This window comes from Ruegeria sp. CDSA077 (genome assembly GCF_059612265.1).
In genome coordinates, this window is record NZ_JBXWQG010000001.1 from 16665 (window position 1) to 40964 (window position 24300).

Annotated in this window: 29 protein-coding genes; 16 read left to right on the plus strand and 13 right to left on the minus strand. The window is 58.2% G+C overall.

The window, feature by feature from the left end; all coding sequences use genetic code 11:
• The first annotated feature begins 290 nt into the window (after window positions 1–290).
• From AC2FLE_RS00085 to AC2FLE_RS00110, 6 genes are all read left to right on the plus strand, one after another.
• Entirely contained in the window at window positions 291–851 is a 561-nt protein-coding gene (locus AC2FLE_RS00085) for a F0F1 ATP synthase subunit delta (protein WP_142636489.1), read from the plus strand.
• Window positions 852–2390, plus strand: a complete 1539-nt coding sequence (gene atpA, locus AC2FLE_RS00090; RefSeq protein WP_142636491.1) for a F0F1 ATP synthase subunit alpha — start codon at window positions 852–854, stop codon at window positions 2388–2390. It begins immediately after the preceding gene.
• Between the two features lie 15 nt (window positions 2391–2405).
• Complete coding sequence (locus AC2FLE_RS00095) at window positions 2406–3281, plus strand: F0F1 ATP synthase subunit gamma (protein WP_496694697.1); 876 nt, start codon at window positions 2406–2408, stop codon at window positions 3279–3281.
• Window positions 3282–3301: 20 nt separating this feature from the next.
• Entirely contained in the window at window positions 3302–4726 is a 1425-nt protein-coding gene (gene atpD, locus AC2FLE_RS00100; protein ID WP_282021532.1) for a F0F1 ATP synthase subunit beta, read from the plus strand.
• Window positions 4727–4738: 12 nt separating this feature from the next.
• Complete coding sequence (locus tag AC2FLE_RS00105) at window positions 4739–5149, plus strand: F0F1 ATP synthase subunit epsilon (protein ID WP_142636498.1); 411 nt, start codon at window positions 4739–4741, stop codon at window positions 5147–5149.
• A gap of 114 nt (window positions 5150–5263) precedes the next feature.
• Window positions 5264–5614, plus strand: coding sequence for an H-type lectin domain-containing protein (locus AC2FLE_RS00110; protein ID WP_142636499.1), 351 nt, complete (start codon window positions 5264–5266; stop codon window positions 5612–5614).
• 14 nt (window positions 5615–5628) lie between these two features.
• On the opposite strand, the gene rpiB is transcribed toward AC2FLE_RS00110, so the two are convergent.
• Both rpiB and AC2FLE_RS00120 read right to left on the minus strand, forming a co-directional pair.
• Window positions 5629–6081 carry a ribose 5-phosphate isomerase B gene (gene rpiB, locus AC2FLE_RS00115; RefSeq protein ID WP_142636502.1) on the minus strand — a complete coding sequence of 151 codons (453 nt, stop codon included), beginning with the start codon at window positions 6079–6081 and terminating at the stop codon, window positions 5629–5631.
• A gap of 60 nt (window positions 6082–6141) precedes the next feature.
• Complete coding sequence (locus tag AC2FLE_RS00120; RefSeq protein WP_142636504.1) at window positions 6142–7161, minus strand: ribose-phosphate pyrophosphokinase; 1020 nt, start codon at window positions 7159–7161, stop codon at window positions 6142–6144.
• Window positions 7162–7269: 108 nt separating this feature from the next.
• Here AC2FLE_RS00120 and AC2FLE_RS00125 point away from each other — a divergent pair, with 108 nt between their 5' ends.
• Together AC2FLE_RS00125 and AC2FLE_RS00130 are read left to right on the plus strand one after the other, a co-directional pair.
• Window positions 7270–7872, plus strand: a complete 603-nt coding sequence (locus tag AC2FLE_RS00125) for a 2-hydroxychromene-2-carboxylate isomerase (protein ID WP_496694698.1) — start codon at window positions 7270–7272, stop codon at window positions 7870–7872.
• A gap of 9 nt (window positions 7873–7881) precedes the next feature.
• Complete coding sequence (locus tag AC2FLE_RS00130; protein ID WP_496694699.1) at window positions 7882–8694, plus strand: alpha/beta fold hydrolase; 813 nt, start codon at window positions 7882–7884, stop codon at window positions 8692–8694.
• A 16-nt stretch (window positions 8695–8710) separates the two neighbouring features.
• Here AC2FLE_RS00130 and AC2FLE_RS00135 read toward each other — a convergent pair whose 3' ends face one another.
• The 7 genes from AC2FLE_RS00135 to AC2FLE_RS00165 form a co-directional block, all read right to left on the minus strand.
• Entirely contained in the window at window positions 8711–9745 is a 1035-nt protein-coding gene (locus tag AC2FLE_RS00135) for a threonine aldolase family protein (protein ID WP_281994979.1), read from the minus strand.
• Window positions 9745–10218, minus strand: a complete 474-nt coding sequence (locus AC2FLE_RS00140) for a YcgN family cysteine cluster protein (RefSeq protein WP_142636512.1) — start codon at window positions 10216–10218, stop codon at window positions 9745–9747. Before AC2FLE_RS00140 ends, AC2FLE_RS00135 begins: the two co-directional genes overlap by 1 nt.
• Window positions 10215–11147 carry a bifunctional riboflavin kinase/FAD synthetase gene (locus AC2FLE_RS00145; protein ID WP_496694700.1) on the minus strand — a complete coding sequence of 311 codons (933 nt, stop codon included), beginning with the start codon at window positions 11145–11147 and terminating at the stop codon, window positions 10215–10217. Before AC2FLE_RS00145 ends, AC2FLE_RS00140 begins: the two co-directional genes overlap by 4 nt.
• 58 nt (window positions 11148–11205) lie before the next feature.
• The gene (locus AC2FLE_RS00150) at window positions 11206–11649 is read right to left on the minus strand and encodes a MaoC family dehydratase (RefSeq protein WP_496694701.1); all 444 of its coding nucleotides are present in this window, start codon (window positions 11647–11649) and stop codon (window positions 11206–11208) included.
• A 100-nt stretch (window positions 11650–11749) separates the two neighbouring features.
• Entirely contained in the window at window positions 11750–12625 is an 876-nt protein-coding gene (locus AC2FLE_RS00155) for an HAD family hydrolase (RefSeq protein WP_496694702.1), read from the minus strand.
• Between the two features lie 230 nt (window positions 12626–12855).
• A complete protein-coding gene (locus tag AC2FLE_RS00160) occupies window positions 12856–13776 on the minus strand; it encodes a manganese-dependent inorganic pyrophosphatase (RefSeq protein ID WP_142636520.1) in 921 nt (306 codons plus the stop codon).
• Between the two features lie 100 nt (window positions 13777–13876).
• Window positions 13877–14857: a TraB/GumN family protein gene (locus AC2FLE_RS00165; RefSeq protein WP_496694703.1), complete on the minus strand. Its 981-nt coding sequence runs from the start codon at window positions 14855–14857 to the stop codon at window positions 13877–13879.
• Between the two features lie 136 nt (window positions 14858–14993).
• Between AC2FLE_RS00165 and AC2FLE_RS00170 the strand changes: the two genes are divergently transcribed.
• From AC2FLE_RS00170 to AC2FLE_RS00195, 6 genes are all read left to right on the plus strand, one after another.
• Window positions 14994–15668 carry a DUF2161 domain-containing phosphodiesterase gene (locus tag AC2FLE_RS00170; protein WP_496694704.1) on the plus strand — a complete coding sequence of 225 codons (675 nt, stop codon included), beginning with the start codon at window positions 14994–14996 and terminating at the stop codon, window positions 15666–15668.
• A gap of 151 nt (window positions 15669–15819) precedes the next feature.
• Window positions 15820–16107, plus strand: a complete 288-nt coding sequence (locus AC2FLE_RS00175) for a co-chaperone GroES (protein WP_120632017.1) — start codon at window positions 15820–15822, stop codon at window positions 16105–16107.
• A gap of 55 nt (window positions 16108–16162) precedes the next feature.
• Complete coding sequence (groL, locus tag AC2FLE_RS00180) at window positions 16163–17803, plus strand: chaperonin GroEL (protein WP_496693887.1); 1641 nt, start codon at window positions 16163–16165, stop codon at window positions 17801–17803.
• A gap of 239 nt (window positions 17804–18042) precedes the next feature.
• The gene (locus AC2FLE_RS00185) at window positions 18043–18885 is read left to right on the plus strand and encodes a DMT family transporter (RefSeq protein ID WP_496694705.1); all 843 of its coding nucleotides are present in this window, start codon (window positions 18043–18045) and stop codon (window positions 18883–18885) included.
• Window positions 18886–18923: 38 nt separating this feature from the next.
• A complete protein-coding gene (locus AC2FLE_RS00190; RefSeq protein WP_142636531.1) occupies window positions 18924–19697 on the plus strand; it encodes an alpha/beta fold hydrolase in 774 nt (257 codons plus the stop codon).
• Window positions 19694–20845 (plus strand): alpha-D-ribose 1-methylphosphonate 5-triphosphate diphosphatase, encoded by a 1152-nt coding sequence (locus AC2FLE_RS00195; RefSeq protein WP_496694706.1) that lies wholly within the window; start codon window positions 19694–19696, stop codon window positions 20843–20845. The genes AC2FLE_RS00190 and AC2FLE_RS00195 overlap by 4 nt, the downstream gene beginning before the upstream one ends.
• 1 nt (window position 20846) lies before the next feature.
• Here the strand turns inward: AC2FLE_RS00195 and AC2FLE_RS00200 are convergent, their stop codons facing one another.
• From AC2FLE_RS00200 to AC2FLE_RS00215, 4 genes are all read right to left on the minus strand, one after another.
• Window positions 20847–21914 carry a 5-(carboxyamino)imidazole ribonucleotide synthase gene (locus tag AC2FLE_RS00200; RefSeq protein ID WP_496694707.1) on the minus strand — a complete coding sequence of 356 codons (1068 nt, stop codon included), beginning with the start codon at window positions 21912–21914 and terminating at the stop codon, window positions 20847–20849.
• A 2-nt stretch (window positions 21915–21916) separates the two neighbouring features.
• The gene (locus AC2FLE_RS00205) at window positions 21917–22672 is read right to left on the minus strand and encodes an NAD(P)-binding domain-containing protein (protein ID WP_496677633.1); all 756 of its coding nucleotides are present in this window, start codon (window positions 22670–22672) and stop codon (window positions 21917–21919) included.
• Window positions 22669–23154: a 5-(carboxyamino)imidazole ribonucleotide mutase gene (purE, locus tag AC2FLE_RS00210; RefSeq protein WP_142636539.1), complete on the minus strand. Its 486-nt coding sequence runs from the start codon at window positions 23152–23154 to the stop codon at window positions 22669–22671. The genes AC2FLE_RS00205 and purE overlap by 4 nt, the downstream gene beginning before the upstream one ends.
• Window positions 23155–23230: 76 nt before the next feature.
• Entirely contained in the window at window positions 23231–23455 is a 225-nt protein-coding gene (locus AC2FLE_RS00215) for a YdcH family protein (RefSeq protein ID WP_037308505.1), read from the minus strand.
• Between the two features lie 163 nt (window positions 23456–23618).
• Between AC2FLE_RS00215 and AC2FLE_RS00220 the strand changes: the two genes are divergently transcribed.
• Window positions 23619–24032: an Hsp20 family protein gene (locus AC2FLE_RS00220; protein WP_142636541.1), complete on the plus strand. Its 414-nt coding sequence runs from the start codon at window positions 23619–23621 to the stop codon at window positions 24030–24032.
• Window positions 24033–24037: 5 nt separating this feature from the next.
• Window positions 24038–24262 (plus strand): DUF1150 family protein, encoded by a 225-nt coding sequence (locus AC2FLE_RS00225; protein WP_142636543.1) that lies wholly within the window; start codon window positions 24038–24040, stop codon window positions 24260–24262.
• Window positions 24263–24300 lie beyond the last annotated feature (38 nt).

Here is a 24300-nt window from a genome sequence, read left to right on the forward strand (position 1 = left end):
CCATCATAAGGCCGAAACACGCGAAAATGGCTGCAGGAATCGCAAAACCTTGCGGTTTGGTAACATTTTTCACCCTCATCAGCCGTATAAAAGGGTCGCACCCAAGCTAAGTATCTGAAATAGAACGCTTTGTGGATAAGGTGCCCATGGTGATAATATGTTGCTAGCTGGGTTTACCTCTGCTACATCCCCGTTGATTTTGATCCCCGGCCTTATGGACGGGGTTTCTTCACGCCCCCGGGTAGCTGCCGCAACGCGAATTCGGGGCCCAAAATATCGGAAGGGTGGACGTGTCCGAACCAGCTTCGATTTCCACAGGCATCGCCGAGCGCTATGCCACAGCGATTTTTGAGATCGCTAAAGAGAATAAAGACCTCGCAGGTCTGGAAACCGGAATCAACGATCTGGCAGCAGCATTGGGCGACAGTGCCGATCTGCGCGACCTGATCGCCTCGCCTCTGGTTTCGCGCGCTGAACAAGAAGGCGCGATTACAGCGATTGCCGACAAGATGGGTCTGAACGCCATCCTGCGCAACACGCTGGGTCTGATGGCGCAGAAACGCCGTCTGTTCGTTGTGCCGCAACTGGTGCAGGTTCTGCGCGACATGCTGGCCGAAGAGCGTGGCGAAGTGACCGCCGATGTCGCCTCGGCCAAGGCGCTGACTAAGACACAGATGGATAAACTGTCCAAAACGCTGTCCGAGCGTGTGGGCAAGACCGTGACAATAAATGCGACCGTTGATGAAAGCCTCATCGGCGGTCTTGTCGTTAAAGTGGGCTCGAAGATGATCGACAGCTCGATCCGCTCCAAGCTCAACTCCCTACAGAATGCAATGAAAGAGGTCGGATAAATGGGAATCCAAGCTGCAGAGATTTCTGCAATCCTGAAGGACCAGATCAAGAATTTTGGTCAGGAAGCCGAAGTGGCCGAAATCGGTCGCGTGCTAAGCGTCGGTGACGGGATTGCCCGTGTATACGGCCTGGACAATGTGCAAGCCGGTGAGATGGTCGAATTCCCCGGTGGCATCATGGGCATGGCGCTGAACTTGGAAAGCGACAACGTCGGTGTTGTTATCTTTGGTTCTGACCGTGACATCAAAGAAGGTGACACTGTTAAGCGCACCAACTCGATCGTGGACGTGCCGATCGGCAACGGTCTTCTGGGTCGTGTTGTTGACGGCCTGGGCAACCCGCTGGACGGCAAGGGTCCGATCGAATCCACCGAGCGCGGCGTTGCAGACGTCAAAGCGCCGGGCATCATCCCGCGTAAATCGGTTCACGAGCCGATGGCAACCGGCCTGAAATCGGTCGACGCGATGATCCCGATTGGTCGTGGCCAGCGAGAGCTGATCATTGGTGATCGTCAGACCGGTAAAACTGCCGTTGCTCTGGACGCGATCCTGAACCAGAAAGTGTACAACGAAGCAGCAGGCGACGACGAGTCCAAGAAGCTGTACTGCGTTTATGTGGCCATCGGCCAAAAGCGTTCGACCGTTGCTCAGCTGGTGAAGAAACTGGAAGAATCCGGTGCGATTGAATATTCGATCGTTGTGGCCGCAACCGCGTCCGACCCGGCGCCGATGCAGTTCCTGGCACCCTATGCCGCGACCGCGATGGCTGAATTCTTCCGCGACAACGGCCGCCACGCGCTGATCATCTATGATGACCTGTCGAAACAGGCCGTGTCCTATCGTCAGATGTCGCTGCTGCTGCGCCGTCCGCCCGGACGTGAAGCCTATCCTGGCGACGTTTTCTATCTCCACTCCCGCCTGCTGGAGCGTTCGGCGAAGCTGAACGAAGATTTTGGCGCGGGCTCGCTGACGGCTCTGCCGGTTATCGAAACCCAGGGTGGCGACGTTTCGGCGTTTATTCCGACCAACGTGATCTCGATTACCGACGGCCAGATCTTCCTGGAAACCGAGCTGTTCTATCAGGGTATCCGTCCTGCTGTGAACACCGGTCTGTCGGTTTCGCGTGTGGGCTCCTCGGCTCAAACCAACTCGATGAAGTCGGTTGCCGGTCCGGTTAAGCTGGAACTGGCTCAGTACCGTGAAATGGCTGCCTTTGCGCAGTTTGGTTCCGACCTTGACGCCGCAACCCAGCAGCTGCTGAACCGTGGTGCGCGTCTGACCGAGCTGATGAAACAGCCGCAGTACTCGCCGCTGACAAACGCGGAAATCGTCTGCGTCATCTTCGCGGGCACCAACGGTTACCTCGACAAGATCGACGTCACCGATGTTGGCCGCTATGAAGCTGGCCTGCTGGCGCATCTGCGTGGCAAGCACGCGGATCTGCTTCAATGGATCACGGACGAAGATCCCAAGATCAAGGGTGATGCTTCCGACAAGATCAAGGCTGCGCTGGACGAATACGCCGCAACCTTCGCTTAAGGGAGAGGCGGGCACATGCCAAATCTTAAGGATCTAAAAAACAGGATCGAGTCGGTCAAATCGACCCGCAAGATCACCAAGGCCATGCAGATGGTCGCGGCCGCAAAACTGCGCCGCGCCCAGGAATCTGCCGAAGCCTCGCGCCCCTATGCCGCACGGTTCAATGCCGTGATGGCGGGGCTGGCGGCATCGGTCGGGGGCAGCGACAGCGCCCCCAAGCTGCTCCGGGGTACGGGCAGTGATGATGTCCATCTGCTGGTTGTCATGACAGCTGAACGCGGCCTGTGTGGCGGCTTCAATTCGAACATCGCCAAGCTGGCCCGCGCCAAAGCCTATGAGCTGAAGGCCAAGGGCAAGACGGTCAAGATTCTGACCGTCGGCAAGAAAGGTCGCGACGCAATCAAGCGCGACTATGGCGATCTGTTCGTTGGACATGTCGACCTGAGCGAGGTCAAGCGGCTGGGGTATACCAACGCGCAGGACATCGCCAAAGACGTCCTGTCCCGTTTCGACGCGGGTGAGTTCGACGTTGCCACGATCTTCTACTCGAAGTTCGTCAACGTCGTAAGCCAGATCCCGACGGCACAGCAGATCATCCCTGCCTCGTTCGAGGATATCGAAGGGGACGACAGCGGCGCGGTCTTTGATTACGAGCCCAGCGAAGAGGCCATCCTGGCCGATCTGCTGCCCAAGGCGGTTGCGACTGCGATCTTCTCGGGACTGCTCGAAAACGGGGCCTCGGAACAGGGTGCACGGATGTCCGCGATGGACAACGCGACACGCAACGCGGGTGAGATGATCGACAAGCTGACGATCCAGTTCAACCGTTCGCGTCAAGCCGTGATCACCAACGAGCTGATTGAAATTATTTCCGGCGCCGAAGCGCTGTAGAGACAAACCGGAGACGAAACATGGCGAATGCAAAAGGCAAAGTCACACAGATCATCGGGGCCGTTGTTGACGTGCACTTCGAAGATGAACTGCCTGAAATTTTGAACGCGCTGGACACCACCAACAACGGCAAGAAGCTGGTTTTGGAAGTGGCTCAGCACTTGGGCGAAAACACAGTCCGCACCATCGCGATGGACGCGACAGAAGGTCTTGTACGTGGTGCCGAAGTCACGGACACCGGCGCACCGATTGCGGTTCCAGTCGGCAACGCGACCCTGGGCCGTATCCTGAACGTTGTGGGCGAGCCCATCGACGAAAAAGGTCCCGTGGAAACCACCGAAACGCGCTCCATCCACCAGGACGCGCCGGATTTCGCGGATCAGGCCACTGAATCCGAAGTTCTGGTGACCGGCATCAAGGTTGTTGACCTGCTGGCCCCTTACGCCAAAGGCGGTAAGATCGGCCTGTTCGGCGGCGCCGGTGTTGGCAAAACCGTTCTGATCATGGAATTGATCAACAACATCGCCAAAGTGCACTCGGGCGTGTCCGTGTTTGCGGGCGTTGGTGAGCGGACCCGTGAAGGCAACGACCTGTATCACGAGATGATTGAATCCGGCGTTATCGTTCCCGACAAGCTGGAAGACTCGAAAATCGCGCTGGTTTACGGTCAGATGAACGAGCCTCCGGGAGCCCGTATGCGGATCGCTCTGTCGGGCCTGACCCTGGCGGAACAGTTCCGTGATGCAACCGGCGCCGACGTTCTGTTCTTTGTCGACAACATCTTCCGCTTTACACAGGCGGGTTCCGAGGTTTCGGCTCTGCTGGGTCGTATTCCTTCGGCTGTGGGTTACCAGCCGACACTGGCGACCGACATGGGCGCGATGCAGGAACGTATCACCTCGACCAAATCCGGGTCGATCACCTCGGTTCAGGCCGTATATGTTCCTGCGGATGACTTGACCGACCCTGCGCCGGCCACCTCGTTCGCACACTTGGATGCGACCACCGTTCTGAACCGTGCGATCTCGGAAAAGGGTATCTACCCTGCCGTTGACCCGCTCGACTCGACCTCGCGTCTGCTCGACCCGGCCATCGTCGGTGAAGAGCATTATACCGTTGCGACTGACGTTCAGCAGATCCTCCAGCGCTATAAGTCGCTGCAGGACATCATCGCGATCCTCGGCATGGACGAACTGTCGGAAGAAGACAAACTGACCGTGGCCCGTGCCCGTAAGATTGAACGCTTCCTGTCGCAGCCGTTTGACGTGGCCGAAGTCTTCACAGGCTCGCCTGGTGTTCAGGTTCCTCTGGATGTCACCATCGCGTCGTTCAAGGCCGTTGTGGCCGGCGAATACGATCACCTGCCCGAGGCAGCCTTCCTGATGGTTGGCGGCATCGATGAAGTGATCGCCAAAGCGGAAAAGATGGCCGCAGAAGCCGCCTAAGGAGCACACCTGATGGCAAACACGATGCACTTTGACCTCGTCAGCCCCGAGCGGAGCCTTGCTTCGCTCGCGGTGACTGCGGTCCAGCTTCCCGGCGCGGACGGGGACATGACGGCGATGCCCGATCATGCCCCCACCATCACCACGTTGCGCCCCGGTCTGCTAAAGGTCGAGGCACCCGAAGGGTCCAGCGAATACCTGGTCACCGGCGGGTTTGCCCAGATCAATGGCGACAGCATGTCGGTTCTGGCCGAAAAGGCCATTCCGGTCTCTGAAGTGACCCGCGCGCATCTGGACGATCTGATCGCCGAGGCACGTGCGTCGCATGACGCGGCCAAAGGCGGCGACGATCAATCAGTCGTCGACGATGCGGCCAAGCTGCTGGCCGATATGGAAGCTCTTGGGACACATATGAGCCTGTAAGTTTCAGGACATGTAGATTTAGAAACGGCCCTGCCTGTGCGGGGCCGTTTTTTTGTGGTGATTTTGGATGAAGGGCGGTCTAAGGTTCCGTAATTCTTTATAAAAGACGACAAAATGCAGACTTTTAGTACCCATCCGATTGGTATCGACCAAGGCGAAGTTGTGCTGTTCTCCGACTTCGCAGATGGTGGTGACATGTGGACAGGCGAGGGGCCGCGCGAACGACGCTCGGACATAGAATTCAGCCAGCCATTCCGTTCCGCGCCTGTTGTACAGATCAGCGTGTCACTGTGGGATGTTGATACATCTTCGGCATTGCGCGCCGAGGTCAAGGCCGAGGACATCACGCCCGAGGGATTTGCTGCGGTGTTCCGTACCTGGTCGGATACCCGCATCGCGCGCATCCGAATATCTTGGACAGCGTTCGGCGAGGTGCCGCATGAGGATGACTGGGATATTCTGTGAAGCCAGCCTTGGGTTTAGGACTCGTCCGATGCCTCTATCATGGCGACCCGGTGTGCATGCCGTCCGCCTTCGAATTCGGCTGACAGGAACGCATCCACTATATCCAGCGCCTGACCCTCACCCACGACCCGGGCGCCGACAGACAGCATGTTGGCGTCGTTATGCTGGCGGATCATGCGTGCGGAAAAGGCATCCGAGCAGACACCGCAGCGAATGCCGGGGACCTTGTTGGCCGCCATCATGATACCTTGACCCGTTCCACACAGAACGATGCCAAGCTGACAATCCCCGGAAGCCACTGCTTGGGCGGCGGCCTTGCCATGAACAGGGTAATGGGTGCTCTCAGGTGTCTTGGGGCCGATATCGACGACGTCCCATCCCTGGGCCGCAATATGAGAGGCAACCGCCTGGCGTAATTCGATAGCTGCGTGGTCGCTGGATAGAACAATGCGTTTTGAGGCTGTCACGGTAAACTCCGACCTGAATTGCAGAAAGAAAAGAGGCGGCCCTTGGGCCGCCGCGTTCGATCAATCCCTATGATACATCGACTCGTAGATCGGCGTCAGGGTCTTATCCTCGAACAATGACGATACACTGGTGCCGTTCCAGATATTCAGGATCGCCTGCGTAAAGATCGGGGCCGTGGGCACGATGCGGATGTTCTTGGCCTTGGTTATTTCTTCTGTCGGCTGGATCGTGTCGGTCAGCACCAGAGATTTCATCACCGAATTGGTCACGCGTTCGACCGCAGGGCCGCTCATGACGCCGTGTGTGATGTAGGAATGAACTTCCTTCGCACCATTATCCAGCAGTACTTGCGCCGCTTTGCACAGGGTGCCGGCCGTGTCGCACATGTCGTCCACGATCAAACAGATCTTGTCTCTGACATCGCCAATTACGGTCATCTCGGCGACTTCGCCGGCTTTTTCGCGGCGTTTGTCCACGATCGACAGCGGGGCGTTGATCCGCTTGGCCAACTCGCGCGCCCGGGCCACGCCGCCCACATCGGGCGAAACGACCATAATCTCGTCGAGGCTGTCCTTGAACTGATGTTTCACATCCAGCGCAAAGATCGGCGAGGCATAAAGGTTGTCGACAGGCATGTCGAAGAACCCCTGAATCTGCGCTGCGTGCAGATCCATGGTCAGGATACGCTCGATCCCGGCGCCAGTCAGCATGTTGGCCACCAGCTTGGCGCTGATCGGTGTGCGGGCCTTGGTGCGGCGGTCCTGGCGGGCATAGCCGAAATAGGGGATCACGGCGGTAATCCGTTGGGCCGACGAACGGCGCAGCGCATCAGCAATGATGAGTAGCTCCATCAGATTGTCATTGGCCGGGTTCGAGGTGGGCTGGACGATGAACATATCTTCGCCGCGCACGTTCTCGAACACTTCGACAAAGATTTCACCGTCGTTAAACCGTTCGACCCGGGCATCGACCAGACCCTGATCGACGCCGCGATACAGGCTCATTCGGCGTGCAATGGATTCGGCAAGCGGAAGATTAGCGTTCCCAGCGATTAACTTGGGTTCGTGAAGTGTCGGCATCGGCTGAGGTCCCCGGGCAGCAATGGCAAATGTGACAGATTCGTGATGTTGACACCGCTTAGCATGGCCTTACCGTCCAGCAAAGATAACGCTGCGGAGAAAGTGAACATGGCCCAAATTGACTACTATTTTGCGACACTCTCGCCATACACCTACCTGGCCGGACTGCGCCTGGAGGAGATTGCGGCCAAACATGGTGCGACAATCAACTACAAGCCGCTTGATATCGTCGCCCTGTTCGGACGCACGGGAGGTGTTCCGCCCAAGGACCGCCATATCTCGCGCATCGAATACCGGACGCAAGAAATGCAGCGACAGTCGAAAAAGCTGGGCATGGCGTTCAATCTGCGGCCGGCCCATTGGCCCACCAATGCGGCGCCGTCTTCCTATGCCATTATCGCGGCCATTCAGGACGGGTCGGGGAATGTGGGGCAGCTGCTGCATTCCTTTGTGCGCGCCTGCTGGGCCGAGGAAAAGGACATCGCGCAGGACGACGTAATCCGCGCTTGCCTGGCTGACGCTGGGTTTTCCCCGGATCTGGCCGTTAGCGGCTTGCTGCTCGGGGCTGAGACCTATACCGCCAATCTGGAAGAAGCCGTGGAACGCGGGGTTTTTGGAGCTCCGTTCTATATAACGGAAGACGATCAGCGGTTCTGGGGCCAAGACAGGTTGGACGATCTGGACGGGCATCTGGCCGGGCTGAAGGGATAGGACAACATAATGGCCGTTGCGCAGAACCTGCATGTCACGCAGTTGGGGCAGGGTGATCGCCCTGTGCTGGCCTTGCATTGTACCATTGCTCATTCCGGGGTCTGGGCGGGCCTAGCCGCGGCGATGAAAGGGCAGGCAAGTTTTATTGCACCGGATATGTTGTCCCATGGGCGCAGTCCGGACTGGGATCGCCAGGGGGATCTGTATGACCGGCTGACCGAAGCCACACTTGAACATCTGACCGAGCCGATGGACGTGGTCGGGCATTCTTTTGGCGCGGCGATTGCATTGCGGCTGGCGGTCGAGCACCCAACATTGGTTCGCAGTGTCGTACTGATCGAACCGGTGTATTTTGCGGTGGCACAGCAGGATGCCCCGGACCTTGTGGCGGAATACGCGCATGTTGCCCAACCCTGTATGGACGCGCTTGCATCAGGCGACGAACCTTTGGCGGCAAGGCTGTTCAACCGGTTGTGGGCCGGAGATAGGGGACCGCGTTGGTCAGACATGCCCGAAACTGCACGGGCGGGGATGGTGCGTGGAATTCATCTGGTGTCCGAGGTCGAAAACGAACTGATAATGGATTCCAAAGGCTTGCTACGGCCCGAGCGGATCGCACACGCCAATATGCCGGTATTGCTGCTGCATGGCGCGCTCACCCACCCAGTGATGGTCGCGATAAACTCTGGATTGAAATCCCGTCTTCCAATGGCCGAAAGCACCGTGATCGAAGGGGCAGGGCATATGGCTCCGATCTCTCACCCGACAGAGACCGGCGCTCTGATCGAGGCTTTTTGGAACAGACTGCCTGCCACTGCCTGAAGCTTCGGGCGCGTCGTTACAAGAGCGCGATGAACCGATCAATTTGCGCAGGCTCGATGGACCAGTCACAAACCAGCCGACAGGCTAGAATTTCGCTGTCATCTGCCCCGTCCAGCTCTGCCCCCCACAGGTGGTAAACAGCACCTGCGGCATGCAGTTGCTTGTGTTGGGCGCGTGAAAATTGGGCAAAAATCATATTCGCCTGCGGCGCGTGCAGGAAAGAGGCACCTTTGGCCCGCAACCCCTCGGTCAGACGGGCGCAGTTGTTATTGGCCTGACGGGCCAGTGTCAGCCACAGATCATCCTGCAGATACGCCGCCATTTGGGCGGACAGATAGCGGTGCTTGGAGAACAGGTGCGCCCCGCGCTTGCGGCGCAATTCGAATTCCCAGGCTTTGCTTTCATCAAAGAAGACAACGGCTTCGACGCCCATCAGCCCGTTTTTGGTCCCGCCAAAACTGACCGCATCCACGCCTGCTTTCCACGTCATCTCGGCGGGTGAGCAGTTCAACGCAACAAGGGCGTTGGAAAAACGCGCACCGTCCAAATGGACAGGCAGCCCATACTCTTTGGCCACAGCGCAGAGCGCCTGCAATTCTGACAGGGTGTAAACAGACCCTCGTTCGGTCACCTGCGTAATGGATACAGGTCCGCGCTGCGGTCCATGCACGCCGCGTGTTTCTTCGGCCAGAATCGAGCCGCGCAGCGCGTCCGGCGCCATCTTGTCCGCGCCCGGAACCAGCGTCAGCTTGGCGCCGCTGTAAAACTCGGGCGCGTTGCACTCATCCTCGTGGATATGGGCCACAGGTGAGCAGAACACCGTCTCCCACGGCTGCGCCAGCGTCGCCAGCGCCAGCGAATTCGCCGCCGTCCCGGTGGCCACCAGATACACGGCGGCGCCAGGTGCCTCGAACACCCCGCGAATGCGATCCCGGACCTCATTCATCAGGGTGTCGGTTCCATAGGCCATCTGATAGCCCTGATTGGCAGCATTCAGCGCTTCCATGACCGCCGGGTGAACCGGCCCCGAATTGTCAGAGGCAAAGTACATTAGCTGGGCTCCTCGATGATATGATCTTCCCACTCCTCCAGCGGAGTTTCGAATTCGGACACGGTCCGCCCCTGAACCGAGACTCCGGCGGCATGAACGCTGTCCGGTGTGCCAGAAATCAAGGGGTGCCAGTCGTGTAGGGGTTTGCCCTCCCACAACAGGCGATAGGCACAGGTCTGTGGCAGCCAATAGGCGTGATCGTTGATGTTGCCCGGCGTCATCACGATACATTCCGGCACAAATTGGTGGCGGATATCGTATTGGGTGCAGCGGCAACTTTCGTCATCCAGCAGACGGCAGGCGACGCAGGTCAGGGCAACCTCGCCGGTGTCTTCATCTTCCAGTTTGTTCAGACAACATTTGCCGCAGCCATCGCACAAAGCTTCCCATTCGGCTTGGTTCATGCGGGTTAGCGGTTTTCGTTCCCAGAACCTGGGGGCCAGGCCGGTGCGGTCGATCGGATCCGTTGTCATCGGTCCGCCAGCAGGCCGCGGGCCTTGTCGCAATCGGCATCCATCTGCGCGATCAGGCCGTCCAGACCGTCAAAGGTCATCTCGGGGCGCAGGTATTCTACCAGACCCACCGACAGGGTCGCGCCATAAAGGTCACCCGAGAAGTCGAACAGGAAGGTTTCGATATTGGGGACCTCACCATTGAACATCGGTCGCGTCCCAACCGAGGCTGCGCCCTGATAGCTGCCCAGATGAGGTCCATCCAGAACATCGACCAGAACGGCATAGACGCCGAATCTTGGCGGATGCAGCCCCTCAATGGACATGTTTGCGGTGGGAAATCCCAGTTCACGGCCCCGTTGTTCGCCTCCGATCACCTCGCCTTCGATCCGGTGCCAGTGACCCAACATGGTAGCGGCATCCTGCGGGCGGCCCTCGGTCAGTGCAGTACGGATCGCAGTGGATGAAACGACATTTTCGGACCGCTCCATCAACGGAGCGATGGTGACACCGAACCCCATCTCTTGCCCAAAGAGCACCAAGTCATCAGCGGTGCCGCTGCGGCCTTTGCCGAAACAGAAATCGGCACCTACGACGACATGCGACAGGCCGAGCCCTTCGCAGATCACGTTGCGGGCGAATTCCCTGGGCGTCAGGCCAGCCAATGCGGCGTTGAACGGCAGCTCATACAGCTTTTCGACCCCCAGTTTTGCTAACCGGTGCGCGCGGGCATTGCCGCGCATCAGGCGAAAGGGCGGGGTGTCCGGGGCGAAGTATTCTCTGGGATGCGGCTCGAATGTCAGTACGCCCAAAGGTGCACTCGGCGCGGCGCTGAGGGCCAGTTCAATCACAGATTGGTGGCCGATATGAACGCCGTCGAAATTCCCGATCGCCACGCTGGCGCCGCGATCTTGGGGTTCGATGAATTGGAGGTCACGAATGATGCGCATAGCGACTGCCTAGCGGGACAGGCGCGCTTGTTCAAGGGTCTGAGACCCCCGGAAACGCTCAGTCGAATTTGCGCGACGGGGCCAGCACCATGGCTTCGCCGACCAGCACGTTCTTGCCATCCACTGCGCAGTGACAATCGAGCTTGACCCGACGTTTGGCAAAATCAATGTCGATCACCTTGACCTCGGCATAGACCATGTCACCCGGGCGAACAGGAGCGAGAAACTTCAGCGACTGCCCCATGTAAACTGTGCCGTGGCCTGGCAACTGCTCGCCGATCACGGCCGAGATCAGACCCGCGGTCAGCATCCCATGCGCGATGCGCCCCTCGAAGATCGTGTCGCGGGCGTAATCGTCGTCCAGATGTACGGGGTTTCTGTCGGTCGACACCTGAGCGAACATTTCGATATCTTCGTCCGTCACCACTTTGCGAAGGTGACGGGACATGCCCATCTCGATGTCTTCAATACAGATCGTGCCGCGTGGAAGATTATCCAACATGTTGCCCTCACTCGAATTCATCGGGCAACAAAAAAATCAAAGTCACCCCTGTTGGGAAACTTTATTACTTTGCAACTGCAGAAAATCAAGCCTTTTTTGACTACCTAAGGCGGCCGATCGTATAGGTCGGGTTTATCTTTTCTTTTTGAATATAATCAGTTAGCGATTCATGATGCGGATGTGTCGCGGTTTTGGTCTCAGCCGCGGCGAGCCCACCTGAGATAAAAAGAGAATCAATGCCTTCGCCCATACCACCCAGAATGTCGGTATGCGGGCCGTCTCCGATGACCAGAATGTCCCCATCGGGGATGTCGTGGCCAAGTTCCTGCAACCTGCGACGGGCCAGATCATAGATCGGTGGATGGGGCTTGCCGAAATACAGGCTCTCGCCGCCCATTTCCGTATACAGTTTGGCCAGCGCGCCCGCGCACCATTCCCGAACCTCGCCACGGTCCACCACGATATCGGGGTTGGCGCAGAGCAGCTTTAACCCTTTCTGCTTGGCATACAAGAAATCAGCGCGGTTCACCGCCGGGTCCGCCATAGGGTCGAACGGCCCGCAGCAAGCGATGCCCTCGGCCTCGGCCAGCGGGACGCGTTCGATATGGATCGGGTGGTCCAGCAGCTTCAGCGGTTCAAAGAAGCCCGCATCCCGCTGCCATTCGCCCATGAAATAGACCTTTTCGCCGACTGCGCCGCGGAACATGGCCGACCGTGCCGAATCTCCGCTGGTGGCAATCGTGTCATAGGCGTCGTCTGGGACATTGAATTGCGCCAGCTGGGTGGCGACGCCAGCACGCGGCTTGGGCGAGTTGGTCACCAGAACGACAATGCCACCCTGCGCGCGATAGGCCTGCAGGGCCGCAACTGCTTCGGGATAGGCGGTGATGCCATTGTGGACACAGCCCCAAAGATCGACGAACAGCGCCTTATACCGGCTGGAAACCTCGGGCAATGCGTGGATGATCTGTGTCATGATGGGGCCCCGTTTGATCTGGCAGGAATGTCAATCCAGCCTATGCCAGAGGTGGTGGCGTTTGGCCAGTGGGGGCTCTGCCCCCGCCGCCCTGCGGGCGACTCCCCCGAGGTATTTGGAGCCAGATGAAGCAGGGGATTCTTCATTCATCTGGCTTCAAATACCTCGGAGCGCGAGGCAGAGCCTCGCAGAAAAAAGGCGCCCGATTGGGGCGCCTTCGACGTTATGCATCAGACCTTGAGGTTCGGAATGATCTGTTTCTTACGGCTCATGATCCCGGGCAGAACGACCACGTCGCCATCAACCGAGGCGTCAAAGCTTTTCTCGGCCACGGCTTTGACCAGATCGTTGGGAACCAGCAGGGTGGCTTCTTCGTTCAGAATATCGACCACGAACAGCAATACCTGATCGACACCGTCCTCTTTGGCTACGTCGGCCATCGACGCCGCAAGGCTGTCTTTGCGGTCCAGCACGACACCCGGTGCTGTGGTTTCCAGAACCGAAACGCGGAATTTGGTGCCGTCGACTTCGTATTCCTTGCTGTCCATCCGGATCAGCTCGGCGTCTGAGAATGAGGACACATCTGATTTGGCCGCGAACATTTCTGCAGCATAGGCCGAGACGTCCAGACCCAGATCCGCGGCCAGTTTTTCGGCCACAGCGCGGTCATGCGCGGTTGTGGTGGGCGAGCGGAATTCCAACGTGTCCGACAGGATGCAGGTCAGCGCCGCGCCTTTGATGGCATCGGGCATTTTGGCGGCATCGTCGCCGATCATGTCGACCATGATAGTGGCGGTGCAGGCCAGCGGCCGCACGGTGATGTCGATCGGGCCTTTGGTTTCCAGACCGCCGACCAGTTTGTGGTGGTCGATAATGGCGCGGATATCGGCGCCGTTGATGCTGGCGGGCAGCTCGGCGGGGTTGTTCGTGTCGACAATAACAACCGGTGCGTCAGCCTCTACGTCTGTGATGATGCGCGGCTTGGGCAGGTCCCAGTGCTGCAGCATAAAGGCTGCTTCAGTGTTGGGTTCGCCCAGCAGGACAGGCTCGGCCTGTTCGCCTTTGATTTCGTTCATGTACCACGACCACAGGATCGGCGAACCGGTGGAATCAGTGTCGGGGGATTTATGTCCAAATACGAGGGTTGTCATTTCAGCGTCCTGAGGAGAGTAGATTTGGGCGCCTTATAGGGTGGTCTGGCACACTTGTCACCCGCCCCTGCGTAAACTGCGACGAAGGGTAAGGCCGGGCCTAGAAAGCGGCACGTTTCAGCGTGTATCCGGCCTGTTCCAACTGGTTCAACAAACCATGGTCATCGCCCAAATGTCCGGCGCCCACAGCAATGACCACCGTTTGGTCCTGAATGGCCAATATGTGCTGCATCCAGTTGTTGTTGCGCCCGACTAGAAGTTGCTGTTCGAAACTAGACCACTCTTCGTCGAAGACCTCTTGTGACAGACCGGATGTTTCAAGCCCCTGTAGTCTGGCAAATTGGATGATCTCTGCGTGCTTTTCTTCTAGATAGGCATTGACCATAGTCGCCAACTGATCCTCGCTGCTTTCAAAGGCACTGGCCATGCGGATCAGTGATTGCACCTGCTTTTCGATCGGGTGCTGGTCAAACATCGCCATCAGATCGTCAATCTGCTCTAACGAGTACTGGGGGATGTCATGGGCTTCGGCCATGTCGGTCAGGCGCGCGTCCATTCCATAGCTGGCTTCCGGATTCTCGGTCATGCATGGGGGGACACCCAGCATCATGCTCAGAAACCAGGGGCGCATTTTTGCAGCCATCCAACTGGGGATGCCACGCTCTGCCAGGCCGCTGGACAGGGCGGCCCAGTCCTCTTCCGGCATCAGCTCAATCAGGGTGGGACCTGACGTGATCAGAACAGGGCTGAGGTCTTTGGCCAGTTCCTGTTCAAATGCAGTCATTTCGTCCTGGGTCACTTCGAAATAGAACGCATCCGCCTGGCTGAGTGTCGGTTCCAGCCTTTCTATGACGGCGTCCATACGCGGGTCGTTTGTGTGCAGCGTTCCTATCAGATGCAGAACTGTATCGCCTTTTGTCGCGATCCAGTGATTGCCTTCCGGGTACGGGAAGTCGGCCAAAGCCTGCTGCAAATCAGCTTGCGCCTCTGGATTTAGGTCAGACCTCAGGTCGCGCCCCTCGCAGGCCGCTTGGGCCGAGAAAGGTACCAGCAGACAAGCCAAAAAGATCAAAAAACGCATCGTACCATCCTGGTTGGATCAATCCCTATATGGGGTGCGACCTTGCCGGGGCCAAGGCCGGTGTTCAACCTGCCAGGATGGACACTGACCTGATCTGTGTCTGGCATTCCACAGTAATTCGAATAGCATGAGCCACATGGACCGCGAGCAGGATCTCTACCCCCCAATCAAGGCGCTGTTAGAGCGTCAGGGCTATACCGTCAAAGGCGAGGTCGGTGCGGTCGATGTCATGGCTGTTCGTGAGGGTGAAGAGCCTGTGATTGTAGAGTTGAAGTTGCGTTTCTCATTGGCGCTGTTTCACCAGGCAATCACCCGACTGAAGGTTACTGAAAATGTCTATATCTGTGTTCTCAAGCCCCGCGGACGCACGGCCAGGCGGGCGTTGAAGGACAACACGGCGCTATGTCGAAGGTTGGGCCTTGGCCTGATAACTGTTCGGGCGGATGGCGTTGTCGAGGTGCATTGTGATCCTGGGCCCTACGTCCCGCGAAAGGACAAGGCCAAAACAGCGCGGCTGCTGCGCGAGTTTGACAGGCTTGAAGGTGATCCGAACGCAGGCGGCGCCACACGCCACGGCCTCGTCACCGCCTATCGTCAGGATGCTTTGCGCTGTGCGGCGCATCTTGCAGAATGTGGTGCCACAAAAGGGGCAGATGTTGCTAAGGCAACCGGTGTTTCGATTGCGACCCGGCTAATGCGCGAAAACCATTATGGCTGGTTCGACAAAATTGAAAAAGGTGTCTACGTCTTGTCGGAATCCGGACAAGAAGGTCTGAAGCACTGGGCCTATAGCTGGGATCAGCCTGATTGAGTCCCAAGGATAAAAAATTCTTCACGCTTGTTGACTCAGGGATTTCGACCCCCTAGCTATACGCCGTTATCACTCGCAAGGGTCGAGTGCTAACGCCTCGCCGCAAGGTGAGGGGAGGATAGATAAACTTTGAGCCCAAGGAGCTGCAAAGATGGCATTGAAACCGCTTCATGACCGCGTGTTGGTTCGCCGTACCGAAAGCGATGAGAAAACCGCTGGTGGTCTGATCATTCCCGACAGCGCAAAAGAAAAGCCCAGCGAAGGCGAAGTTGTTGCGACCGGCGAAGGCGCACGCAAGGACAGTGGCGAGCTGATCGCAATGGCTGTAAAAGCTGGCGACAAGATCCTGTTCGGCAAATGGTCGGGCACCGAGGTCCAAGTCAACGGCGAAGAGCTGCTGATGATGAAAGAAAGCGACATCATGGGGATCATCGAGTAAGCCCACGCGCTTCCTCTGATCTTCAACCCAATACATTTTCTCAAGGAGAAACGACATGGCTGCTAAGGACGTCAAGTTCGACACCGATGCCCGTAACCGCATGCTGGCAGGTGTGAACATCCTGGCCGACGCTGTCAAAGTGACCCTGGGCCCCAAAGGCCGCAACGTGGTTCTGGACAAATCTTTCGGCGCACCGCGCATCACCAAAGACGGTGTTTCGGTTGCCAAGGAAATCGAACTGGAAGACAAGTTCGAAAACATGGGCGCGCAGATGGTGAAAGAAGTCGCCAGCCGCACCAATGACGAAGCCGGCGACGGCACCACCACCGCAACCGTTCTGGCTCAGTCCATCGTCAAAGAAGGTCTGAAGCAGGTTGCAGCGGGCCTGAACCCGATGGACCTGAAGCGCGGCATCGATCTGGCAACTGCCAAGGTTGTTGAAGGCATCAAGAACGCCTCGCGTGAAGTCAAGGACTCGGCTGAAGTTGCTCAGGTTGGCACCATTTCTTCCAACGGTGAAACCGAGATCGGCCAGCAAATCGCAGACGCGATGCAGAAGGTCGGCAACGAAGGTGTTATCACCGTCGAAGAAAACAAAGGCTTGGAAACCCAGACCGATGTTGTCGAAGGCATGCAGTTCGACCGCGGCTACCTGTCGCCTTATTTTGTCACCAACGCTGACAAGATGGTTGCAGACCTCGAAGACTGCATGATCCTGTTGCACGAAAAGAAACTGTCCTCGCTTCAGCCGATGGTTCCGCTGCTCGAGCAGGTGATCCAGTCGCAAAAGCCGCTGCTGATCATTGCAGAAGACGTTGAAGGCGAAGCGCTGGCAACTCTGGTTGTTAACAAACTGCGCGGCGGCCTGAAAATTGCTGCTGTCAAAGCACCGGGCTTCGGCGATCGCCGTAAGGCCATGCTGCAGGACATCGCAATCCTGACCGGCGGTCAGGTCATCAGCGAAGATCTGGGCATGAAGCTTGAGTCCGTGACCATGGACATGCTGGGCACTGCCAAGAAAATCGAAATCACCAAAGACGAAACCACCATCGTCGACGGTGCTGGCGAAAAAGCCGAGATCGAAGCACGTGTTGCTCAGATCCGCACCCAGATCGAAGAAACCTCGTCGGACTACGACCGTGAGAAGCTGCAAGAGCGCGTTGCCAAACTGGCAGGCGGTGTTGCTGTTATCCGCGTCGGCGGCATGACCGAAGTTGAAGTGAAAGAGCGTAAGGACCGTGTGGACGATGCACTGAACGCGACCCGCGCTGCTGTTCAAGAAGGCGTTGTTGTGGGCGGTGGTGTTGCTTTGGTTCAGGCCGGTAAAGCATTGGACACCCTGCAAGGCGCAAACGCCGATCAGGACGCGGGCATCAACATTGTTCGTAAAGCCATCGAATCTCCGCTGCGTCAGATTGCTGAAAACGCAGGCGTTGACGGTGCGGTTGTTGCTGGCAAAGTTCGCGAAAGCGATGATGTGGCATTTGGCTTCAACGCGCAGACTGAAGAATATGGTGACATGTTCGCATTCGGCGTGATTGACCCGGCCAAAGTTGTCCGTACCGCATTGGAAGATGCAGCGTCGGTTGCTGGCTTGCTGATCACTACCGAAGCAATGGTTGCTGACAAGCCGCAGAAAGATGCACCTGCTGGCGGCGGCATGCCCGACATGGGCGGCATGGGCGGCATGATGTAAAACGTCGAATTCGCTTAGGCGAATTCTGACGGCCCCACAGGCGCTTGGCAGCCTAGCCAAACCGCCCAGAGGGGAGCTGCAGAGCTAAGGAACGGGGTCGCCTTCGGACGACCCCGTTTCGTTTTGACACGCCGCTTTTGACTGAAACTGTGGCTCAAACTGTTCCGAGGTCGACGGTCTAACCGGTCCCTTCAGGAAAGTGAGTACCCAAACCGGTGTGAAACCGATATCGGGTTGATATGCGACTGTTCCTTCTGACCGCCCTCACCATGTGCGCCTTTGCAGCGAACTCCATTCTGAACCGGATGGCCGTTGAAGGCGGCGATAGCGACCCGGCCGGGTTTGCAGTTATGCGCGTTCTGGCAGGGGCGCTGATGCTGGCGGTGCTGGTTCTGATACGTGGCGGCAGCCTGCCGTTGCGCAGCCCTCGCCGGTTCATTGGCGCTGGCGCCTTGTCGCTTTACATGATCGGGTTCTCGATCGCCTATCTTACACTGGATGCCGGGCTGGGCGCCTTGATCCTTTTCGGGGTGGTGCAAATCACGATGTTCGTGGCCACTGCCGTGACTGGAAATTCACCGACACGACAGCAACTTCTGGGGGCGGCGATTGCATTGGGTGGCCTCGCCTATGTGCTTTGGCCGTCGGGAACGGTTCAGGTGGACCCGGTCGGAGCCGCCCTGATGTGCGCTGCCGGGATTGGCTGGGCAGCATATTCTCTGGCGGGACGGTCCGAGCCAAATGCGCTTGCCGGTACGGCGGCGAATTTCGTCATTGCCCTTCCGGTGACGGCCGGAGCTTTGCTGCTGCTCGGCGGAGGTTGGCAGATGACGGGCACCGGTTTGTTGCTGTCGGCAATATCCGGGGCGGTCACTTCGGGGCTGGGATATGCGTTGTGGTACCGTGTTTTGCCCCAACTGGCACCGACCGTTGCAGCTGTAGTGCAGTTGAGCGTGCCCGTGATTGCTATTCTGGGCGGTGTCCTCTTGCTGAGCGAAACAGCAGAGGCCCGGCTTTTGATTGGCGCAGCGTTGGTGTTGGGCGGCATCGCGCTGGCGGTGCTGCGACGTCAGCGGGGGTAGGGCTTTCATCAGCGGCGCTAAGGCATTATCTGGCGCTTATGAAAATTCTGATCGCCCTGCTTATCTTTCTGCTTCCTGCCGCGGCCAGCGCGAAATGCGTGGTCTTGTTGCATGGTCTTGCGCGGACCGAGGCCTCTTTCACCGTGATGGAGCAGCTGTTCAAGTCACATGACTATTCGGTTGTGCGCCCGGGCTATCCCTCGACCGAGATCGGTATTCCCGAACTGGCCGAACAAACCATTCCTGATGCCTTTGCGTCTTGTGGCGATGACACTGTCAATGTGGTGGCACATTCGATGGGCGGCATTTTGTTGCGCTATTGGCTCAAGGATCATAGCCCGGAAAACCTGGGTCGTGTCGTCATGCTGGGGCCGCCCAATCAGGGCAGCCAACTGGTCGATGAACTTAGCGCGTGGGAGGTGTTCGGCTATCTCAACGGACCTGCGGGCCTTCAACTGGGCACAGGCGCCGAAGGGATTCCGGGTCGTCTACCGCCGGTGGATTTTGAACTGGGTGTTATCGCAGGCGAGAACTCATTAAACCCGGTGTTTTCTTCACTGATTGATGGGCCTGATGACGGTAAGGTTTCGGTTGAAAGCACCAAGGTCGAAGGAATGACTGATCACCTGGTTCTGCCGGTGACCCACACGTTTATGATGAACAATCCGCGGGTCATGGCTCAGGCCCTGCACTTCATCGAATTCGGCCAGTTCGACCCGCAGATCACCTGGCTTGACGGGGTGATGGAAGCTATTGACGAGATCTGCATCGGACAGGATTGCTCGGAACCTGACTCGGAGTCCACGCAATGACCGCATTAAGCCTGACTCTGACCGGTGCAGAGGTTCTTCTGCCCGGCGAGGGGCTGACGGATGTCGATCTGACCATTGCCGATGGCGTGGTTCAGACAGGCCCTGCCGGGCGGCAGATCGACCTGTCAGGATATCTGGTTCTGCCCGGTATTATCGACTTGCATGGCGATGGGTTTGAACGGCACATCGCGCCCCGTCGCGGTGCCATGAAGCAGATGAACGAAGGGATCCTCTCGGTCGAGGCTGAACTGGCGGCCAATGGCATCACCACAGCCGTTCTGGCCCAGTTTTACAGTTGGGAAGGCGGGGTGCGCGGGCCTGAGTTCGCAGGGCAGGTGTTTGATGCCATTGCGGCAGTCAAGGACCACACCGTCACCGATCTGATGCCCCAGCTTCGGTTCGAAACGCATATGCTGGACGATTACGCCGGACTGGCAGAAAAGATTGCGGCTTGGCAGGTGCCCTATGTCGTGTTCAACGACCACCTGCCGCATGACCGTCTGACCGAGGGGCGTAAGCCCCCGCGTCTGACCGGTCAGGCGCTCAAGGCCGGTCGCAATCCCGAGGTGCATTTCGAAATGCTGCTGTCGATGCATGCTCGCCGGGATGAGGTGCCTACCGCACTGGATGTACTCTGTACTGCTTTGACAAAGCAGGGCGTCCGCATGGGCAGCCACGATGACGCCAAAGCCCAAACTCGTGCCGAATGGCGCGCGCGGGGCGCGCGGATTTCAGAGTTCCCCGAAACGCTGGAAGCCGCCGAGGCAACCCGCACCGCCGGGGATCACATCATCCTGGGGTCGCCCAATGTAGTACGCGGCGGGTCGCATAAAGGGAATGTTAGCGCGCTGGACCTGATTGCGATGGGGCTGTGCGATGCGCTGGCCTCGGATTATCACTATCCCAGCCCGCGCCGGGCAGCCTTGATGCTGGCCAAATCCGGCCTTCTGGACATGGCGGGCGCATGGGCGCTGGTGTCGTCAGGGCCAGCCCGCGTACTTGGGTTGCAAGATCGCGGCACGCTCACCCCCGGGCAGCGTGCCGATCTGGTCATTCTGGAGGCAGATACAAACCGTGTCGCGGCAACGTTGGCTGCCGGGCGCGTCAGCTATATGGCCGGGGATATCGCCGCGCGGTTTGTGGGCTGATTTACCGCGTGATGCGGTTAAAATGACCCATCTTGCGGCCTGCCTTCACCTCGGCCTTTCCATAAAGATGCAGCGCAATATCACGTTCGGTCGCGAGTTCAGGTACGCGGTCCATATCGTCGCCGATCAGGTTCTCCATCACCACGTCTGAATGACGCTGCCCGTCGCCCAGAGGCCAGCCTGCCACGGCACGGATATGTTGCTCGAATTGATCCACCGCGCAGCCATTCTGTGTCCAATGGCCCGAGTTATGCACGCGCGGTGCGATCTCGTTCACGATCAGACCCTGCGGGGTCACGAACAACTCGACCCCCATGACGCCGACATAGTCCAAGGCGTTCAGGATATTTGCCGCCAGCAGGATCGCATCTGTGCGCTTTGCTGCGGGCAGGCGGGCAGGGACGGAGGTGGTATGCAAAATGCCATCGCGATGCACGTTCTCACCGGGGTCGAAACAGGCGACCTGACCATCCAATCCGCGCGCGGCGATGATTGATACCTCATGGCTGAAATCGACAAAGCCTTCCAGGATCGCAGGCGCGCCCGCCATATCAGCCAGAGCAGTTTCAGCGTCATCGGGGCTGCGTAGCCGGGCCTGTCCCTTACCGTCATAGCCAAATCGGCGGGTCTTCAGGATGGCAGGGGTGCCGATCTGGTCAATCGCAGCCTTCAAGCTGTCCAGATCCGTGATATCGGCGAAGGGCGCTGTATTTAGGCCCAGCCCTTGCAAGAAAGCCTTTTCGTTCAGTCGATCCTGACTGACCCGCAGCGCCTCGCGCCCCGGGCGGATGGGGCGGTGGGCTTCCAGAATGTCCAGTGCTTCGGTGGGGATGTTCTCGAACTCATAGGTGATGACATCGACTGCTTCGGCAAAGGCCTTGAGGGCCTCGGCATCTTCATAAGAGGCGGTGGTCACCCGATCCGCCACATGACCCGCAGGAGGGGTCGCACCGGGTTCATAAATATGCGACACAAAACCCAGCCGGGCTGCAGCAACGGACAGCATACGGCCCAGTTGACCGCCGCCCAAAATCCCGATTGTCGCGCCGGGGGCGAGCATTTCCACCATTCTCAACTCTCCAAACGTTTGCCAATAGCGCCAAGTGCTGCATGCAATACCTTGTGCGCGCCCTGATCTTGCAGGGTCTGTGTCATTTGCAGGCTCAGCGTGCCGTCAGTGGCCAGCGCATCGCGTTCGGCCTCTAGGCGGCCTGCGGCCTTCTTATCCATCGCGTGCAGAAAGCCCGATACCAACTGGGTGGTGTAGAATTCGGCCCCGGCTGCGTCTCCGGTTGTGTCTCCCAGCCAAGTTGCTCCGGTCGCCATCAGGTCCAGAAGGCCGGGGACCATGGCGCAAATGGCGAAATGGGCGTTCAGTGCCGCCTCATCTGCGACCTTGATCACCGGGTTTTCCGGTGCGAACAAATCGGCCAGCAGTTGATCGTTGCCGAAAGCGACCAGCGGGCAGCCACCGGCTTCCAAAAATCCCAGCGGAATGGTTTGCACGATTGCCGGCGCCGGAGAGCAGAGCTCGGTTAGTTCATCTTTCGAAACTGCTGCCATGACCGAGACGATCTGATGGTCGGATCGAAACGTTAAGGCGGCCAGAACGTCCGCAGCGATATGTGGGCGCAGGCACAGGAACACGATCTCGGATGCATCAATCACGGCCTGTGGCGTCGTGACAGACACACCCAGTTCAGCCTTTAGCGCGGTTGAAACCTGGTCATTGCGTTCTGTCACGGAGATCTCGTGCCCTTTACGGGCCAAAAAACGCACCATCGGGGCCGCAATATGGCCCGTACCGATGAATCCGATCCGGCTCATCCCTCGGGTTCTTCGGGGATTGAGGCCGATAGCGCGTCGCGCCAGGCATCCAGCCGGCCGGCCAGAGCGTTATCCTGCAGCGCCAGAATGCCAGCGGCCATCAGCCCCGCATTGGCGCCACCTGCCGACCCGATCGCCATAGTCGCAACCGGGAACCCTTTGGGCATTTGAACAATGGAATAGAGCGAATCGACGCCAGACAGTGCCCGCGTCTGCACCGGAACGCCGATCACAGGAACGCGTGTTTTCGAGGCCATCATGCCCGGTAAATGCGCAGCCCCGCCGGCCCCTGCAATGATCACCTGCAATCCGCGCGAGACAGCAGTCTTGCCATAGTCCCACAAGCGATCTGGGGTGCGGTGCGCTGAAACGATGCGTTTTTCATAGGCCACGCCCAGCTCATCCAGAATGTCTGCGGCTTCTTTCATCGTGGACCAGTCTGACTGGCTTCCCATGATGATCCCCACTTTAACGTCGCTCATCCGCTTGCGTCCCTGCCTTCCGAAAGAGCGCGAACTATAGCCAAATCCGCCTTTGTGGCAATGCGGTTCAGATGTCTCAGGCGATGATATCTGGGGTCAGGCGGTCTTCGATCAGGCGAATGATGTCTTTCAGGCGCAGTTTCTGCTTTTTCAACCGTTTGATCGTCAGTTGATCCGAGGTGCCAGTGGCCTGAAGCGCCTCGATTGCTTCGTCAAGATCACGGTGTTGACGGCGGAAAACTTCCAGCTCTACCCGCAGAACCTCATCAGTTTTCATCGAAAGATCGGTGGGCGCGTTCATTGGCGACTCAGAGTTGTTGTGGTGCTTGTCACACAAGATAGTGTGTCAGGCTTGATCCGGCCAGACCTTGTGGACATCGCTGTATATTCCCATATTCTATTATACGCGGTTGCCAGAATGGGGCCGCACAACACGTCGCTTTGGCAATAAAGGACGAAAATACGTGTCTAAACTTACTCTGGGCTCATACCCGCATCTTTTGGGGTTCGAGCAGTTGGAACGCCTTCTGGAGCGGTCTGCAAAGGCCGGAAATGAGGGGTATCCGCCCTATAATATTGAACAGACCTCGAATTTTTCCTACCGCATTACCTTGGCCGTGGCCGGGTTTGCAGAAGAGGACCTGTCGATTACCATCGAAGATCGACAGTTGGTGATCCGGGGACGTCAGCGCGACGACAGCGAAGGACGTATCTTTCTACACCGTGGGATCGCGGCACGTCAGTTTCAGCGCATGTTCGTGTTGGCCGATGGGGTCGAGGTTGGCGAGGCGATCATTGAAAATGGTCTGCTGCATGTGGATCTGACCCGCGCCGTGCCCGAAACCGTGGTGCAAACGATCAACATAAGGAAGGGGTAAGAGCAATGAATACACCGTTTGAAATCAACGCCGAAGGCGATCGGATCGTCTATGTCAAAACAGTTGAAGTCGCCGATCTACCTCGGGAAGTTCGCGAACAGGCCGGAGATCTGAGCCTGCTATATGCGGTACACGATGCCGACGGCCAGCAACTGGCACTGGTTGCTGATCGCAAGCTGGCGTTTAACCTGGCGCGCGAGCATGATTTTTCACCGGTGGCCGTGCACTAAAGCGACCTCCGTACGTTTTCCTCGTGACATCCATGGCC